The sequence below is a fragment of the Microbulbifer mangrovi genome (assembly GCF_002009015.1).
Classification (GTDB): domain Bacteria; phylum Pseudomonadota; class Gammaproteobacteria; order Pseudomonadales; family Cellvibrionaceae; genus Microbulbifer; species Microbulbifer mangrovi.
In genome coordinates, this window is the sequence record NZ_LZDE01000342.1 from 66,645 (window position 1) to 83,739 (window position 17,095).

9 protein-coding genes are annotated in these 17,095 nt (G+C 55.2%); 2 read left to right on the plus strand and 7 right to left on the minus strand.

Going from position 1 to position 17,095, the window contains the following annotated elements:
• The first annotated feature begins 1 nt into the window (after nt 1).
• Together B4U49_RS16325 and B4U49_RS16330 are read left to right on the plus strand one after the other, a co-directional pair.
• Complete coding sequence (locus B4U49_RS16325) at nt 2-2,032, plus strand: NADPH-dependent 2,4-dienoyl-CoA reductase (RefSeq protein ID WP_078085671.1); 2,031 nt, start codon at nt 2-4, stop codon at nt 2,030-2,032.
• Between the two features lie 322 nt (nt 2,033-2,354).
• Complete coding sequence (locus tag B4U49_RS16330; RefSeq protein ID WP_078085672.1) at nt 2,355-7,190, plus strand: CapA family protein; 4,836 nt, start codon at nt 2,355-2,357, stop codon at nt 7,188-7,190.
• Nucleotides 7,191-7,240: 50 nt separating this feature from the next.
• Here B4U49_RS16330 and B4U49_RS16335 read toward each other — a convergent pair whose 3' ends face one another.
• From B4U49_RS16335 to B4U49_RS19135, 7 genes are all read right to left on the minus strand, one after another.
• Entirely contained in the window at nt 7,241-8,017 is a 777-nt protein-coding gene (locus B4U49_RS16335) for a TIGR02466 family protein (protein ID WP_078085673.1), read from the minus strand.
• A gap of 83 nt (nt 8,018-8,100) precedes the next feature.
• Entirely contained in the window at nt 8,101-10,083 is a 1,983-nt protein-coding gene (locus B4U49_RS16340) for an acylphosphatase (protein ID WP_078085674.1), read from the minus strand.
• A gap of 2 nt (nt 10,084-10,085) precedes the next feature.
• Nucleotides 10,086-11,033: a transglutaminase-like domain-containing protein gene (locus B4U49_RS16345; RefSeq protein WP_078085675.1), complete on the minus strand. Its 948-nt coding sequence runs from the start codon at nt 11,031-11,033 to the stop codon at nt 10,086-10,088.
• A gap of 115 nt (nt 11,034-11,148) precedes the next feature.
• Nucleotides 11,149-12,429, minus strand: a complete 1,281-nt coding sequence (locus tag B4U49_RS16350) for an HlyD family type I secretion periplasmic adaptor subunit (RefSeq protein WP_239692672.1) — start codon at nt 12,427-12,429, stop codon at nt 11,149-11,151.
• On the minus strand, nt 12,429-14,624 hold the full coding sequence (locus B4U49_RS16355; RefSeq protein WP_239692673.1) for a type I secretion system permease/ATPase: 2,196 nt from the start codon (nt 14,622-14,624) through the stop codon (nt 12,429-12,431). The genes B4U49_RS16350 and B4U49_RS16355 overlap by 1 nt, the downstream gene beginning before the upstream one ends.
• 45 nt (nt 14,625-14,669) lie before the next feature.
• Nucleotides 14,670-16,133 carry a TolC family outer membrane protein gene (locus B4U49_RS16360; protein ID WP_239692674.1) on the minus strand — a complete coding sequence of 488 codons (1,464 nt, stop codon included), beginning with the start codon at nt 16,131-16,133 and terminating at the stop codon, nt 14,670-14,672.
• 158 nt (nt 16,134-16,291) lie between these two features.
• Nucleotides 16,292-17,095: hypothetical protein (locus B4U49_RS19135; RefSeq protein WP_158078646.1), on the minus strand; the 804-nt coding region annotated here is incomplete at its 5' end.

Sequence of the window (17,095 nt, forward strand, 5' to 3'; positions counted from 1 at the left end):
CATGACTCACGCCTATCCCAATCTGCTGGCCCCCCTGGACCTGGGTTTCACCACCCTCAAGAACCGCGTCCTTATGGGCTCCATGCACACCAACCTGGAAGAACACCCGGGTGGTTTTGAGCGCCTTGCCGCGTTTTATGGCGAACGCGCCCGCGGTGGCGTAGGCCTGATCGTGACCGGTGGCATCGCCCCCAACGAAGAAGGCGGTGTATTCCAGGGCTCTTCCAAAATGACCACCGCGGAGGAAGCCGCAGAGCACCGCGCCATTACCGACGCGGTACACAGTGAAGGCGGCAAGATCTGTATGCAGATCCTCCACGCCGGCCGCTATGCCTATAATCCCGCCCTGGTCGCCCCCTCCGCCATCCAGGCCCCGATCAACCCCTTCACACCGAAGGAATTGAGCGATGCGGAAGTGGAACAGCAGATCGACGACTATGTTCGCTGTGCCACCCTTGCCCGCGAGGCCGGCTACGACGGCGTGGAAGTGATGGGCTCCGAAGGCTACTTCATCAACCAGTTTATCGTTGCGCGCACCAACCACCGCGACGACCGCTGGGGCGGCAGCTTCGAAAACCGCACCCGCCTGCCCCTTGAGATTGTGCGTCGTATCCGCGAGGCCGTAGGTGAGGACTTCATCATCATCTACCGCCTGTCCATGCTAGACCTGGTTGAGGGAGGCAGTGACTTCGACGAAGTGGTAGCCCTGGGACAGGCCATCGAGAAAGCCGGTGCGAATATCATCAATACCGGTATTGGCTGGCACGAGGCCCGAGTACCCACCATCGCCACCAGCGTACCGCGCGCGGCGTTCAGTGAAATTACCGCCAAGGTCAAACAGCACCTGAACGTGCCGGTCATCACCAGCAACCGCATCAACATGCCGCAGGTGGGCGAAGAGGTGCTCGCCAACGGTCATGCAGACATGGTGTCCATGGCGCGCCCATTCCTCGCGGACGCCGAATTCGTCAACAAGGCTGCGGAAAACCGCGCGGATGAAATCAACACCTGTATCGGATGTAACCAGGCCTGCCTGGACCACACCTTTGAGCTGAAGCTCACCTCTTGCCTGGTAAACCCCCGCGCCTGTCACGAAACAGAGCTCAATTACCTGCCCACCGAGCAGGTGAAGAAAATTGCCGTGGTCGGTGCGGGCCCCGCCGGCCTTGCCGCGGCCACCGTCGCTGCGGAGCGCGGTCATCAGGTCACTCTTTTTGAAGCTGACGACAAGGTCGGTGGTCAGTTCAATATCGCCAAGCAGATTCCGGGCAAGGCTGAATTTGAAGAGACCCTGCGTTACTTCAAGCGCAAACTGGAATTGACCGGTGTCGAGGTACGTCTCAACACCCGCGCTACCGCAGAGAACCTGGAAGGCTTCGATGAAGTGCTGATCGCCACCGGTATCGCCCCGCGTACCCCGCCAATCGACGGTATCGAGCATCCCAAGGTCCTTAGCTATCTGGATGTACTGAAGGCGAAAAAGCCAGTGGGCAAGCGCGTAGCGATTATCGGCGCCGGCGGTATCGGCTTCGACGTGGCGGAATACCTCACCCACAGCGAAGACCACGCCAATGAACTGATCGCCAGCAACAAGGAAGAGTTTTTCGACGAATGGGGCGTGGATATCCACCTCGAACACCGCGCCGGACTCAAGCCCCAGGCGCCGGTCACCAGCCCGCGGCAGATTTTCCTGCTACAACGCAAAACCTCCAAGGTTGGCGCCGGACTCGGCAAGACCACCGGTTGGATCCATCGCACCAGCCTGAAGCACCGCCAGGTACAAAACCTTGCGGGCGTCAGCTACGACAAGATCGACGATCAGGGACTGCATATCCGCGTCGGCGAAGAAGCCAAACTGCTGGAAGTGGACAACATCGTTGTGTGTGCCGGACAGGAACCCCTGCGAGAACTACACGAGCAACTGCAGGCTCGCGGACAGTCCAGTCACCTGATTGGCGGTGCCCACGAGGCCGCTGAGCTCGATGCCAAGCGGGCGATCGACCAGGGCTCCCGTCTCGCCGCCAATTTGTAATCCTTAAGTCCCAGTGCGGGTGGCCCCTTTGGCCACCCGCACACACGGCTCCCGGTCGCTCCGGTCAACAATCTCTTTCCATTCTCCCCTGCTTACTTTCTATCTGTATTGGCGCACCCAGAGTCGCGTTTTCCCACGGTTTCTGACGCCTGTTTCCCCGGTATAACCAAGTCGCAGAACTATACTCTGGAATACGGATTGCGTTGCCAGGGAAGCGCTCACAGTCCACCTGTCACCCGGTGCCGGCAATATCCGGCGCGACCACAAGACGGCGTTCTTCCCTGCCTCGAACAATAAAGAGTTACAGGAAAGAATCTGCGTCATGGCCAAGTCCAATACCCTATCCGATCTACTGCTCCGCGCACGCCCCGCTGTCGAGCAGCAACTGGCTGAACTGCCTCCACCCTACACCCTGTTTTTTTCCGTCAGTGATGGCAAGCAGCGCGCCAGGGTCTGCCATGGCCGGTCGGATAATCTGGACGCGCTGTGGCTTACGCTGGCATCGCAGGCCCGCAAGCTGCTCAAAAGCGCGAAAATGGAAGGTCGCTGGTTGCGAATCGATTGGGTGACCGACAGCGAAGCCATGAACTGGCAAGCCATGCAGCAACGTTTCCGGATAACCAAACGGGGGTATTTTCGCTACGGCCTTGCTCTGGATCCGGATTGGAAAACGGCATTCCTGGAACAGGAACTGAATGGCAACGCCATGCTCTATGGCGGCAACAAAATTGCCCACGTGGTGATTAACCAGGAAAGGTTCCGTGCCTACACCGACAAACGCTTTGGCAAAAAAACCCCGCTGAACTTTGATGAGCAGGCTCCGGTAACCCTGCTCAGTACCGCAGGTATTTTCCTCGACAGCAAGACCGCGCCGCAGCCCCTGTACGGACCGGGCCGCAATGCAGGCCGCCGCATCATTGAGGATCTCGATGAAGCCACCAGCCATCGGGTGATCGATACCAGCACGCGTTACCTAGCCAGCCAGGTACTTCGCAACGGACGATTCGAATACGGCTGGCACTGCTGCTTCGACCGCGCCATTGGCACCTACAATACGCTGCGCCACGCCAGTTCTACCTACGCCATGATCGAGGGGTGGGAAGTGATCAGTGATCAGCGTGTCAAAAAGTCCATCGACCGCGCACTCCATCATCTCACTACCAGACTGATCAAAAAGACAAGCCTGTCCGGCGGCGATGAAGCCGCTTTTCTGGTGGAGGCAAACGGGGAAATAAAACTCGGGGGCAATGCGGTATGTCTGCTGGCAATGGTGAAGTACACGGAACTGACCGGCAGCGAGCAGTATCGTGAATTGATGGAACAGCTCGCGCTCGGTATCCAGTTCATGCAGGATGAGGCGAGCGGAAAGTTTGTGCATGTGCTGAAATATCCGGAACTCTCCATGAAAGACGAGTTCCGAATTATCTACTACGATGGCGAAGCAGCCTTCGGCCTGATGCGTTTGTACGGCCTCACCAAAGACCCCCGCTGGCTGGGTATCGTTGAAAAAGCGTTTGAATATTTCATTGCCAATAATCACTGGGAAGCACACGACCACTGGCTCAGTTACTGTGTCAACGAACTGACCCTGTACCGACCAGAAGCCCGCTATTACCAGTTCGGGATACAGAATGTTTCCGGGTATCTGGACTTTGTGCTGGACCGCATAACCACCTTCCCTACCCTGCTCGAACTGATGATGGCCGCGGAGCGTATGGTGACGCGCCTGCGCAATGAGAAGGAGTTTTCTCACCTGCTACAGCAGCTGGATCTGCGCAAGTTCTACCGGGCACTGCACACCCGCGCGATGTATCTGTTGAACGGGTATTTCTGGCCGGAATACGCCATGTATTTCAAGAATCCCGACAAGATTACCGGCAGCTTTTATATCCGACACCACGCCTTCCGGGTGCGAATCGACGATGTCGAACATTATCTCTCCGGGTTTGTGGCCTTCCGAAAGTATCTGCTGAAAGGCAGTTGTCCGCCGGAATTCTCCCCCGCGAACAATGCCAGCACGCTGCCGGTGCCGGTGCCGGCGAAAAGCGAACACCCCGTACTTGCCTGGGGTGGCGACGTCAACCTCGCCCGGCGCCAACACTACCGGCTCGAAGAGCTGGGTGAGGAAACTGTTCTGGGAAAAATTCCCGCACTGAACCATGCAGATCTGAGTGTGATCAACCTGGAGTGCGTGGTAGCCACCAGCGGTGAACAAGGCGTAGATAAAGGAGAGGGGTCGCCTTACTACTATCGCGCGCGGCCGGAAATGTTGCGGCTTCTTTGCCACGCCGGCATCGACATGGTGACCACCGCCAACAACCACAGCGGTGACTACGGAAACCAGGCGTTACTCGAACAGGGCTTTTGGCTGGATGAGCTGGGCATCGCACACACTGGATCCGGCAGCAATCTGGAGGCCGCACTGACGCCCGCCATTCGACCTGCCGGCGACCTGAATGTGGCAATTTTCTCGATTGATGCCACCCAGAAGCACTTTGCCGCAAGTGCCCGCGGCGCAGGCTGCGCCTACCTTCCCCTGCGTGATCCCGAGGCCTGGATGGCCTTACTCAAGCCGCGTATCACCGCCGCCCGCGCTAAAGCACAAGTAGTACTGGTGGCAGTACACTGGGGGGCAAACCTCGAAGAAGCACCCACCGCTGCTGAAATCTCGATCGGTCGCAGCATTATCGATGCAGGCGCAGATGGTGTGCTGGGCACCAGCGCACATGTGCTACAGGGAATTGAAATCTACCGAGACCGTCCGATTATTCACGATGCCGGCGATCTGTTGTTTGATTCCGTGCGTCGCAAGCTGAAAGATAGCGGGATATTCCAGCTCGCTCTCAGTCATCGGGGCGTGGAAAACATAAGATTCTTCCCGGTTGGTTGCGGTTTCGGTTTCAGCCAGCAGCTGGATGGACGCAAGGGGTTGGCCGTCAGCCAGCGTTATGCAGAGAAATGCCACGATCTGGGCACAGAGATTTCCCTAATGCAGGACGGCACTGCACAGTGTCCGCTGACGCCACCGAACCGGGCATCCGCTGAACCGCCACTGGCACAGCAAACCCGGTATAACCAGGCGGTACTCGACCAGATCAGACGTCCCCCCAACAAGACCTGGACCGTCGATCAGGTACCTGCCGATACCGCCATCCCAGCGCGCGAATTTGGCCCCCTGCGTCTGATAGGGATGCGCAGCCGCCCACAAATCATCGACAAGCGACAACTGATATTTGTGGAAACTTTCTGGACCCTAGCTGAGCCAACCACCGAAAATCTTCGTCTGGATATCCGCGCAGTTCCGGTTACCCCTACCTCCATGCCCTACTGGGGAAAATCGATGGATCACGATCCCTGTGACTGGCAAATGCCCACCAGCAGCTGGCAAACCGGGGTCATCTATCGAGACTACTACGGGCTGCGGCCACCGGCGTCCCGGCAATTACGCAACGGTGAACTGCAGATCCAGATCGGCATAAAAGGTTCTGAAACGGTTATCGATCCGGTGCCCATCAACGATGAGCTTATTACTCTGAGAATCCTGACGCCGGAAAAACCATCGAAAAGCACCGGCGTCGCTGGCAGCAAGCAAAAAGCGTTCAACACCATCGACGGACGCGAGCCGCCAACCTATCGCAGTGAGTTTCCTCTCAGCATCTTTCGCCAGACGCCGGGACAAACCTGGAACGCGCAACAGATCGCTGATGTGACCGGGGGAGACTGGCTGGTGCCTCCGCCCCAGGGCTGGTTTACCCGCAGTGTGGTTTCCGGGCAGAGCTTTATCGAACAATCTCTCACACCCGCCATGTTCGTGGCCCACAAGAGTAGCGACCGCGCCTACCATGAACGCAGCTCCCCGGACAAATACACACTCTGGGACCTACACGAAAAGCTACCGGACATAGTGATGCGCACCGGACACAACCTCTCCGGAGTGATCGTACAACGACCGGTTGCGGGATTACCGGAAGGGTTACCGGTGTTACAGGTAGCCGACCCGATCAAGGCAATCATTGAACTCGGGTTGGCCGCCCGCTACCGGTACAGTGGCGATGTAATTGCCATTACCGGCACTGCGGGTAAGTCCTCCACGGTGAAAATGCTGAGGGACATGCTCGGCGGCAAACAGAGAGCGCTGAGCAGTCTCGGTAATTACAATTCCCGGGTCGGTGCGCCGTCGATGCTTGCGAGCCTTAGTGCAGAGCACCAAGCCGCTGTTATTGAAGTCGCGCAAAGCGCACTGTGGATGAAACAAGGCCCCATCACCCGACGTATACACCCCACGATCGCAATGATCACCGAGGTAGGCGTATCCCAGACCAGCAGCCGGGTAAAAAGCACCAAAGATACTGCGCTGTGGAAGTCCCGCATTTTCGACGGACTGATTGGCCGCGCTGTGGCAATCGTCGGCGAGCACCTGCCGCACTTCGATTACATACTGGAGAAAGCGCGACAACACGCCAAACGGGTGATTATCTTCGGACCCAGTGACACCGCCGAAGTACGTGTACTCGACATCCAGGGCGACGGCCAGGGCAGTCGAGTACTGATAGAAGTAGCGGGAGAACCCCACCACCTGAACATACCCGCGCCCAGTATCGGTATGGTCAATAATGCCGTGGCCGCCCTGTGCGCAATTTACGCTATGGGACGTTCCATCCCGGAAGCAGCCGCGACACTGGAGCAACTAAAGCTGGATGAAGGACATCTGGACCAAATCCAATTACGGTTTCCTGGCGGCAACGTCAAGGTCATTGACGACAGCTGGAATGCAACGGTGAGCTCTATGCTGAATGCGTTCTCTGTACTAGGACAGATTCCATTGGCAGATAGCCAGCGAAAAATTGCCGTATTGGGACGCATGGTCGCGCTGGGAGATGAGGCCGAGGTCTTGCACGGCAGTCTTGCCACGCCACTTATAGAGTCCGGTGTACAGCTGGTCATTACCCATGGCGATGAGATGCGCTATCTGCGCGTGCGGCTACCCGACAGCCTGCTTGGTCCGCACTTCGAGTCCATTGGCGAAATGGCGAATTATCTGATGGAGACTGCCAGTGAAGGCGATCTCATTCTGATCAAGGGTTCACGGCGGGATTCCGACTTCGGCAATTTACCGGCAGTGTTAAAAAAAATGATTGATGCGGGAGTAACCGCCTGAGGCAGGCTCCCGCAACCACCGCCGGCATCGCTTGCCTGGCGGAGGCTCAGTCAGTCGGAACTACCGGGCAAAGTGGCGTTATCGATCTCCACTGCCGATACCATCGAGGCTGATTCTTCTTGAACCGGTAACGGCTGAGCCGCTTGCGACGCCGAGAATATCTCCTCTTTTGAATGCCGAAACATGGGTAGCATTGTACCCGCACGGCGGCGTACGGTGTTTGTATCCAGCTTTACATTGAACGCGATACAGATACGCAGAGAGTCATCTTCCACCGGGTTGACGTAGTGCAGCAACCAGTTGGGAAAAATAACCAATCGACCCGCGCGTGGCACCACGCGCACCCGGCTGCCAAAGCTACTGTTGGGCAGCTCCGCAGAAATACATAACATCCGCGGGTCAAGAAACTCAATGTTGCCGCTGCTCACACTTTTATCTTTCACAAGATCCGATTTTACATAGTAAACACCGGACCAGGTGCAGGCTTCGTGGTTGTGAATTTTTCGATAGCTATCCGCACGAGATACATTTGCCCAGGCATGGGCAAGCATGTCTTGCGTATGGGGATTAAACTTGTTTTTAGTGGCCCTGAGGGTCACTTCCTTTACTCCCGACGCGATCCACTTCTTGAGAGTTCGGATCTCTTCAAACGGCCACTCGAGCAAGTCCTTCTTGGAGTCCCAGCTGCCGATATTTGACCGCTTCATTCCGGGTGTATTGGCCTCCATATCGAGAATAATCCGGGTCAGCCGTTCATTGACATCGTCAGAATTTTCCATATCCCGAATAAAAATCGGGGTACTGAATGCCGTTCGAATGGTGTGCATTACTCCACCTCAAGTTCCTTTTGGTTACTTACATCCATACCAATCCGAAGCGGTATGTACGCGCCAAAATTACAGCGCAGTTTTCAGGCAATTGCGGTAAATGCCAGCCTGCCAGTACAGCAAATTTCTTCACTGTTGACGGAATCGACTTTCGCGTCAGCGGGACCTTTCTGACACAATTTCTCCAGTGCCGCTATACCCGTTGGGCTGCCTTCAAGTAGCACCTCTACGGATCCATCGGGCAAGTTCTTGACCCAACCGCTGACACTGTGGCGGATCGCCATCAACTTCAACCAGCGCCGGAAACCGACGCCCTGAACATGACCACCAATCAACAGTCGTAGTCCTTTAACAGGAGGCTCTGCGGTTACGACTTCCGGGAACAAGCTCTGCACCAGGGCACCGGCAATGTCCCTGCCTAAACCGCGATCAGGGAAATGATGCCAACCCAACTGGGGATTACAAACCGCATCCTGTACAAGCCATGGTTGTCCATCTATTTCCGCAGAAATGTCATCCACAAAAAGATCAATCCCGACAATATGGGGGTCATATATCGCCGCCAGAGTCGACTCGATCACGGGCAGCACGCTAGGGTGAACCAGATCGCTGACATCCTCACGCAGTGAGGCCCGATCACCGCCAGTTTCTCGTATATGCAACACAGAAACCAACCTGCGTCCTACCACCAGAAGACGGAAGCGTTTCAGCCTCGACTTGTCCTCCGGACGGAATCCCACACTAGACGGAAGAATCTCGTCCATCCAGCTGCGATTGCGAGTAATCTTCCTGGTAACCATCAGTACGCTTTGCGGCATACCTCCGTGAAACATACATCTCGATTCTTGGGAATCCAGGGAAAACACCGTATCTGACAATGACTGCAGTTGAAGGTTATGGGCATAGGCCGCCTGGGCAATCAGGTCAACCGAGCGCAGGGCGCCCCGTCGAAAGGCCCGGTCAAACTCTCCGTATCGATAAGGCCTGGCCAGCGCAATCTGCACTGGCGACCGCCCTTCCTGGTTCAGCGCCCCGCTCGAAAACACATGGGAGATCAGCTTTCCAGGAACATCAATGGGGCGGCCATAGGATGGAAATACCGCATCGCAAATACCCGGATTTGAATTGACCTCGATTACATAGGCTGGTGGGAGTGACGATCGCTGCCCCGGGTTATCGGCTTTTCGATTGCCGGTATAAATAAGATCAACACCGACCTGAATCAAACCCGGAAAGCATTGTGCAGCCTGTTCTGCGACTGCTAGAACTTCCCGATCCAGTCGATCAAAGATTTGAACGGTCTCACCACCGGCCGACGCATTGGCCACGGTGGTAAGCTGCACCTTCTCGCCTCGTGAAGGAACATGGTCAAGAGCAATATTCTGGCGTTCGAGTAAGTCGAATCGCTTTATCAGATCGAGACGCAGGCTGGGATTTCTCTTTCGGAGCGCATTTTTTCGCTCCACTAGATGCCGGATACTACTTTCGCCGTCCCCTACAACATGGGCAGGAATTCTTACATAGGCGGCCTGTGCCACACCTGCAATCACAATTACACGGATATCCTCGCCAAATACATTCTGCTCGACGATAATCTGTCGACCGTGTTTCCTCGCATACACCCACGAAATTTTGAACTCTTCCTCACTGGTAACATTGCTGCTTACCCCCGCTCCGGAGGAACCATCATTTGGTTTTACCGTGACCGCAGCCCCGGCCTGCTGAAAGTATCGAAGCGCCGTCGAGTAGTTTTCAAATATTCCCCCAGACGGCACCGGCACACCATTCTCTGCCATGATGTCTTTGGCAATCTGCTTCTGGCGGGCGCAATAGGTAAATACTGCAGAGTTTCCCGGCGAGTTTTGGCGAAATACGACTCTCTGCTGCTGATTGAAAACTTCAAAAATCAGACGACGGTGATAGTGAACTTCCAGCCCCTGACGGACTGCCGCATTACATAGTAATTGGATGCCCACATCGTCCCAGTTGTTCAGCAGTGGAGAATCGGAATAATCATTTTCCCCAGTCTCCTGCATGACACTATCTACCGGCAATTTTCCAGACATGCTCAATCCCTCCGTATATCGTAGATTTTCCACTGCATATCTACATCGACACTGCCGGGTCGTTTACTCGTGCCGCGGGGCCAAAGGTTCGACCAGACCCAGACTGAATTTCTGTTCAATACAATTTTGCTATGGGAACCAGAACCGAACCCGTAGCCAAATTTCGGGTCCAGTGCAAGGTTCGCATCAACGGGCAGCCAGCGGCCGTCAAGATATACCTCGGCAGCATGATGATTAGGCTGGGAAAAAGTACGATGTTCGGTAAACAGAAACTCCGAAGTCATTCTCGCGGGATATCCCATGGCTCGCGCGAGTGCCACAAACAGAGCCGCGAACTCCGTGCAATCTCCCTGACGAGCAGACACTGCATAAAGTGCTCCGCGCGTTGACTGGCGCCGATACTGGATCATTTGCTGTGGAGTCAGGAAGGCCGCTCGCAGCTGTGCCTCCGGATCTTTATAGGTGCGCTGGATATGATGCGCGAGCTTCAGAATTTGATCGTTGTCAGACTCGATATATTCGGCCGGTTTAAGGTAAATTTTGTCCGGGAGTTCGTTCTGAAAAGCCGTTTCTGTCTGTTGCCCGTACTTCTCGCCTTGGGATATCTCGTAGGAGTTAACCAGCAAGTCGAAATAGACTTTCTTTACTGACTTACTATTTGCCGGAATATCCCATTCCAGCTCCATGTACTCGCCAGCATCGTGTTTAAACGTCTTTCGCTCAAATTCGCTAACCTCATCGTGCCGAATCCCAAGCAGTTTCTGCTGCATGTGATCCGCGACAGGCGCCGCTATACGATGTACATATCCGCTGAGAGGACTGTTGGTATCGTTAGTAACGGTTATCTCCGCCTCCAGCGTTAATCTGACACCCTCAGGTTCAGATTCTGCAGATGCGGTATTCATCAATCCCGTCATCAGCAGCAGGGCTGTGATAATTTGTCGACACATGGCATTTCCTTGTACCTTTACCCGTCCTGTGCTCCCCGCATTTTGCTCCCGGCAATTTTCGCGACTGATTAAGCGCCGCTTTCCCTATATTCCTTTCGAACCGAGCGACTACAAATCAACGTTCTCTTAACGCTTCACCAGCCTGATTGAAAGGTTTAACGAGATAGTCAAACACGGTTTTGGAACCGGTTTTCACGTCCACACTGGCTACCATACCCGGCACAATCGCAAATTCTTTTCCCGCCCGGTTAATGAGTGCATGAGAGTCAGTCAGGATCAGCACCCGATAAAAGTACTCTCCGGGCCGGGTTTCATCCTGGATGGTGTCCGGCGATATAGTGGTCACCTTCCCGTCCAGTCCGCCATAGATCGAGTAGTCATAAGCCGTGATCTTAACCTTGGCCTCCTGGCCTGGGTGAATAAAAGCGATATCCCTTGGTGATATCTTCGCTTCGATCAAGAGTCGATCATCAAGAGGAACAATTTCCATAAGCCGCCCGTTAGGCGGGATAACGCCACCGATGGTGGTTACCTCAATATCCTTGACGATCCCGCGAACGGGTGACTTTAAGGTGAGCCTGGTCAACGAATCTGCACGTCCCTCGATCACCGAAGTCAGCGCATCAACTTCCGCACTGACGCTTGCCAACTCCTCTCGGGCACGCACCATATATTCCGAGCGCACATCCTTGATCTTGAGATCCAGTTCGGATTTCTGACGACTAAGCCGCAACACCTCCACATTGCTGGCGGCGCCGGAACTCACCAGGTCCCGGGTAATAGAGAGTTCGCGTTGTATCAAGTCTCGCGCTTCTTTCAGGCTACTGAGGGAGTCCTGCAAGCTGCTTTGTCGCGTCTGGAACAACCTGCGCTCTTTGGCGATAAGATCATCAAAGCCATTCAGTTCTTCCGGAAACTTGAGGGAGGTTCCATTCACTTCCGCGCTCAGTCGCGCGGCGCTCGCCAGTGCAGCGCGATAGCGCGCCTCACCTTCTTCAACATTGGAGCGAACTTTGGTCGGATCCAGCTGGGCAAGCACTTCACCCGGCTTGACAATATCGCCTTCGGTAACGTTCAGATGGGCCAGAATGCCTCCCTCTAGCGATTGGATAATCTGGGCCCGGGAAGTGGGGATTACTTTACCCAGCCCTTTGGACACTTCATCTACCTTGGCAAAGTAAGACCAGGTGACAAAACACACGAGAAGGAGAAAAAAAACCCAGATAACGCGGTTCGATCGGGTAAGCTGCGCATCGTCAGAATCTTTATCGTAGTGCGCACCAGCATTGTGGAAGTCCGCTTCCAGGATTGCGACGTTGGCGGCTTGGGAAGATTGTTCCTCTCGCCTGCTGATCGCTGACGAGTCGGGCTCCATAACAGACACTTCTTTCGCCATCAGCTCACCTGCTCACTGTCTGACAGTTTCTCTGCGGCTGTTTCCTGGCCCTGCCGTGCCCCAGTTTGTGGTGAGTTTTGGGAGAGCTTCTGCAGTGCAACTTCTTTGCTTTCATCCATAAGCAGCTGTCCACCATCGACCACCAGTATTCTGTCTGCCATCTTTAGTGTGCTGGTACGGTGGGTGGCAAATATCAGGGTCCGCCCTTCCGCCCACTGCTGCAGTTTTTTGATAAACCGTTTTTCGGTAATGTCATCCAGTGACGCGGTGGGCTCATCCAGCAAAACCACACTGGGATTTCGTATAAACAGACGTGCCAGTAGCAGCGACTGTCGCTGCCCTCCGGACAACCCCAGGCCTCCTTCCAATATCACGTGGTCCATACCTTTCGGAAGCTTGCGGATAAATTCGAGCGCTCCGGACATATCCAGCGCGGCAATTATTTCCTTGTCGGTGGCGCCCGGCGCTCCAAGGGTGACATTTTCTCGCAGGGTTCCATGAAAAAGATTGGCATTCTGGGTCAGCAGGCCGATATCGCGGCGAGTATCCGCGGGGTCGATGTGCCCCATACTGACTCCCTCAAGAATTACCTCGCCAGCACTGGGTTCCAGCATGCCCGACAGAGCCTGTAGCAGAGTCGACTTCCCAGCACCGTTGCGCCCCAGCACCGCAATTTTTTCGCCCGCGCGAATATTCAGCGAGTGCACTAACAGCGCCGGCGTCTCACACTCGGCTCCGTATTTAAAGGATGCCTGACGCAACTGATAATTGCCGGTTATACAGGACAGGTGCACACGCTTGCTGCCCTCAGCGTGGTCCACCGGGAGCTGCATGATGTGGTCCAATCCCTTGAGCGCATATTTAGCCTGCTGCCATCGGCTCAATACCTGGGTAATCTGCGACATGGGTGCCATCATCCTCGACCCAAGGATGGAAGCGGCGACCAGGGAGCCAGTGGTCATATCACCGGCCATCACCATCGGCGCGCCAAACAGAACAATGACGGCAAAAACACTGGACTGAACATTGTGCGTCCATGTCACCAATCGGCCTATTAGTCCTCGCAGGCGCAGGTTGGATTCCGCCGTAACAGCGTTGTAGTGGTTCCACTGCTGCTGGAAGCGCTGCTCTGCCTGCATCGCCTTGATATCCTCCATCCCCTGCACCGTCTCTACGAGCATTGCATTGCGCAGAGAAGATTCGCGGATGGATTCACCGGCGAGGCGCGCCAGTTTTTTCTGAGCCAATAGGCCGGGAACAATCAACAACACCAGAGCGCCCAACGGAATCAACGCCAATGGGCCCGCCACATACCAGAGGAATCCGAGAAACAGAAAGAAGAATGGCATATCTGCCATTGCAAGAATGGTGGTCGAAGTCACCATTTCGCGCACCCGCTCCAGCTCCCGGATCTGGGAAGTAAACGCACCAGTGGATTTTGGTTTGGCGCTGTTGCGGAGCCGCACCGCATGCCCATATACCAGGTCGGAGACACGGATATCCGCACGTTTCCCCAGCAAATCTGTTACGCGGATACGGTTGATGCGCATGATAAAATCAAACAGTACAGCGACCAGGACACCGCTGAACAGTACATATAGAGTCGGCGTGGACTCTGCCGGTATGACTCTGTCGTAGACCTGTTTGGAGAAAAGAATACCCGCGAGTGCCAGCACGTTCGCCACCGTTGTGGCGATCATCACATGCCCGTATGGCTTCAGGTCCCGCAGGATGATTGAACGAAACCAGTGTTTCTGCTGGGGTTTCACATAATCATCAACACGGGCGTCAGCGACATTGTGTGCCGGGCGCAAAACCACCACTGAAATGATATAGGGAACGAGGGACTCGACATTGATCCGCGTAGCAGCACCGCGGTCGCCACTGAAGGAAACGGCGAGGTGTCCCTTGCCATCGGTAGTTTCGATAACGCCAATTTGTCCACCGCGCAACTGAACTACCAGCGGCAAGCGCCACGGGCTCAGCATCGATTTATCGAACTCTGTAAACCTGGCCACCAGCCCCGCTTGCCGCGCCATACTACGCACGACACTTTCAACCGTTTCCTGCTGGCCCCAACGTGACGCTATTCGAATATTTTCTTCAGAAAACTCGAGCCGGTAGTGCCTTGCAATCGCCAGTATCGCGTGCACCCAGGGTGTGTATTCCTTTTGCTCACTTTCGGAGTCTTGCATATACGGCTCCTGCCACTTCCTGCAAACCGCTGCCATTAACTGAGGTTACGGCAGTACCTCTACTCCCTGAATGGGACGTCCCTGAAGATTAAATGCATTTCTGATTTCGCCCACCGTGTACAGGCAGTCCACCTGTAATTTATGCAGGTCGTATTCTGTATTGTTCTTTTCTATTCGCGCTTGATGGAGCTCCTCCTCAGAATTCAGCAACTCTATCAAGGTGCGGCTACCCAGGGAGGAATATTGCTGGCGGTAGAGATCACGTGTTTCGGAAATTGCACGCAGGCGCGCTTCGAGAATAGATACACTTCGCTGCAGCCCTTGGCTCTGGCTCTGCGCAATACGAAGATCCCGCGCCACCGTTAGCCTGGCATTGTCCTTCGCTGCCTCCGCCGAGCGCATAGCAAAATTTGCCGCTTCCTTGCCGGCTGAGATCCGACCGCCCTGGTAAATTGGCATGGACAGGTTAAGAAAAACCGCGCTTTCGTGATCATTGAGGGCATTGGCATCCACATATTCCTGATCGAGATAGCTGTTAACACTGCCGTCCAGAGATAGCGTGGGCCACGCCTGGGCACGAGCTTCTTTCAATTGCGCTACCGCCTCAGCCCGCTGCGCTTCTGCAAGCAAAACCGCAGGCGCATAGTTGGCCTGCATGGGATCGACCAGGCAACCATTCAAAACCGGCTCAGGTAATCCCATGGACAGCGCAACGCCCTGCTGCACGCCCATCAGATTCTGCAGCACACTGCGCCAACGGTTTAGCTGTGCTTGCAATTGCTGGCGATTGGCTCTGGCGGACTCCATCCTCGATTGCGCCTGCAGGACATCTGAACGCGTGCTCGCGCCACGATCACTGCGAATTTTGACCAGTCGGGAAATTGCAGAGACCCCCTGAATCTGGGCATCGGCGGACTCGAGTAACGCCTGATAGCGCTGAACCTCAATGGCAGCCTCCGCCGTATCCCGCGCTATTGCATCTATCTGCTGTAATACCTGTGCTTGAGCCGCTCGCGCGCCGGCCGTCGCGGAGTCAACGCTGCCGGAAATTTTTCCGAAGTCATAGAGAACTTGGGAAAGATATAGCTGAACTGCATGCCCATCACCATCCCCATTGGTTTCGCTGTCGTAGCCACCAATCACACCAACATTGACCTGGGGATAATAGCCGGACCGCGCCCTGCGAATATTTTCCTGCTGCTGGTGTAGCACGCCTACGGACTCACCAATTGCCGGGTGCCACTCAACGGCCCTTTGCACAGCCTCAGTGATGCCCAACTGCCAGGTATTCGAACTGGCAGTGACTGAGGGGTTGAGCGGCTGTGCATTGAGGAAAGGACTGGCGTCAGATCCACTCTGCAAGTCACTGGGACTAATGGTCTGAAAGGAATTCTCAGACTCATCCGCCAATGAAAATGGTAGTGCCAGCAAAGCTGAAACACCGACTATGTGGCAGGCGATACGACGCGCAGCCTTCCCTGACAAAAACATCGCGTACTGTTGGCTCACATTTATTCACTGTTATTCCGCAAGCGAATGCCAAAAGCGCAAACCTGTGCGGGTAGTTATACCTAATGCCGCACTAAGTTTAGTTCAAAAAAAAAGCACCGGGCTTTTGGCCCGGTGCTTGAGGCGCCCAAAAAGTGGGCTATTGATGGTGAATTTACCTACAGATCATGGTGTCCATTTTGAGACCAGAGATCTCTCATCGGGTCATCCATATCCGGAGGCAAGTTGTCGGGCGAATCACCGGGGTCAAACACTTCCGACAGACTCTGTCCGAGGAAGCTGCTGGAACCCAGGCCGGGTAAAGGATCGTCGTTGAACAGGTCTTCAACCAGATCCTCCAGACTCGGCGGTTGCCCACCGTCACCCTGGTGCGAGGATCCCATGGCGTCAGAGTTCTCACTATGTGAGTCTCCTCCTCCAGAGAGTTCCAGCAGATCGATCACATCGTCGAGCGCATCCTCCAGCTGATCCTGGATCGACTGTTTCAGTGCCTGGACCTGGTCTTGATCAAGTCCATGCTGTTCACCCAGCTGATCCAGCTCTGAAGCGAGCTCCGCAGTCATGAGTCCAGATGATTCGCTTTCGGTCTGCATCATCATCTCATCATCGTCGCATAGATCTTCAAGCGCGATAGTTTCGACACCCGGACCACCCACGTTACCGGCCATATTCACTGGCCAGCCATCGTCTTCAGGGTCTCTTGGGTTTCCGTCTCTATCGTAATGCTCGTTACCTGCCTTGATGATGTACTCACCGACTACCGGCGAGCCGTACTCTTCCAGGATGCACTCTTCCAACGTCTCCGGATGTCTCGGATCCTTGATGTCGGTATCTTCGCCGTATTCGACCTTGACGATTCTTCCATCTTGTAGCTCAAAGGCTACGTAGGATATGCCATTCGGTAGATCCTCTGGCTCTTCGTCACTGTCACCATCGGCGTCGGCATCACCGTCCGCATCCGC

Coding starts and splice junctions, on each gene's coding strand:
- B4U49_RS16350 (WP_239692672.1), bottom strand. CDS start 12,429: ATGGCGAAAGAAGTGTCTGTTATGGAGCCCGACTCGTCAGCGATCAGC.
- B4U49_RS16340 (WP_078085674.1), bottom strand. CDS start 10,083: ATGTCTGGAAAATTGCCGGTAGATAGTGTCATGCAGGAGACTGGGGAA.
- B4U49_RS16330 (WP_078085672.1), top strand. CDS start 2,355: ATGGCCAAGTCCAATACCCTATCCGATCTACTGCTCCGCGCACGCCCC.
- B4U49_RS16325 (WP_078085671.1), top strand. CDS start 2: ATGACTCACGCCTATCCCAATCTGCTGGCCCCCCTGGACCTGGGTTTC.
- B4U49_RS16355 (WP_239692673.1), bottom strand. CDS start 14,624: ATGCAAGACTCCGAAAGTGAGCAAAAGGAATACACACCCTGGGTGCAC.
- B4U49_RS16335 (WP_078085673.1), bottom strand. CDS start 8,017: ATGCACACCATTCGAACGGCATTCAGTACCCCGATTTTTATTCGGGAT.
- B4U49_RS16345 (WP_078085675.1), bottom strand. CDS start 11,033: ATGTGTCGACAAATTATCACAGCCCTGCTGCTGATGACGGGATTGATG.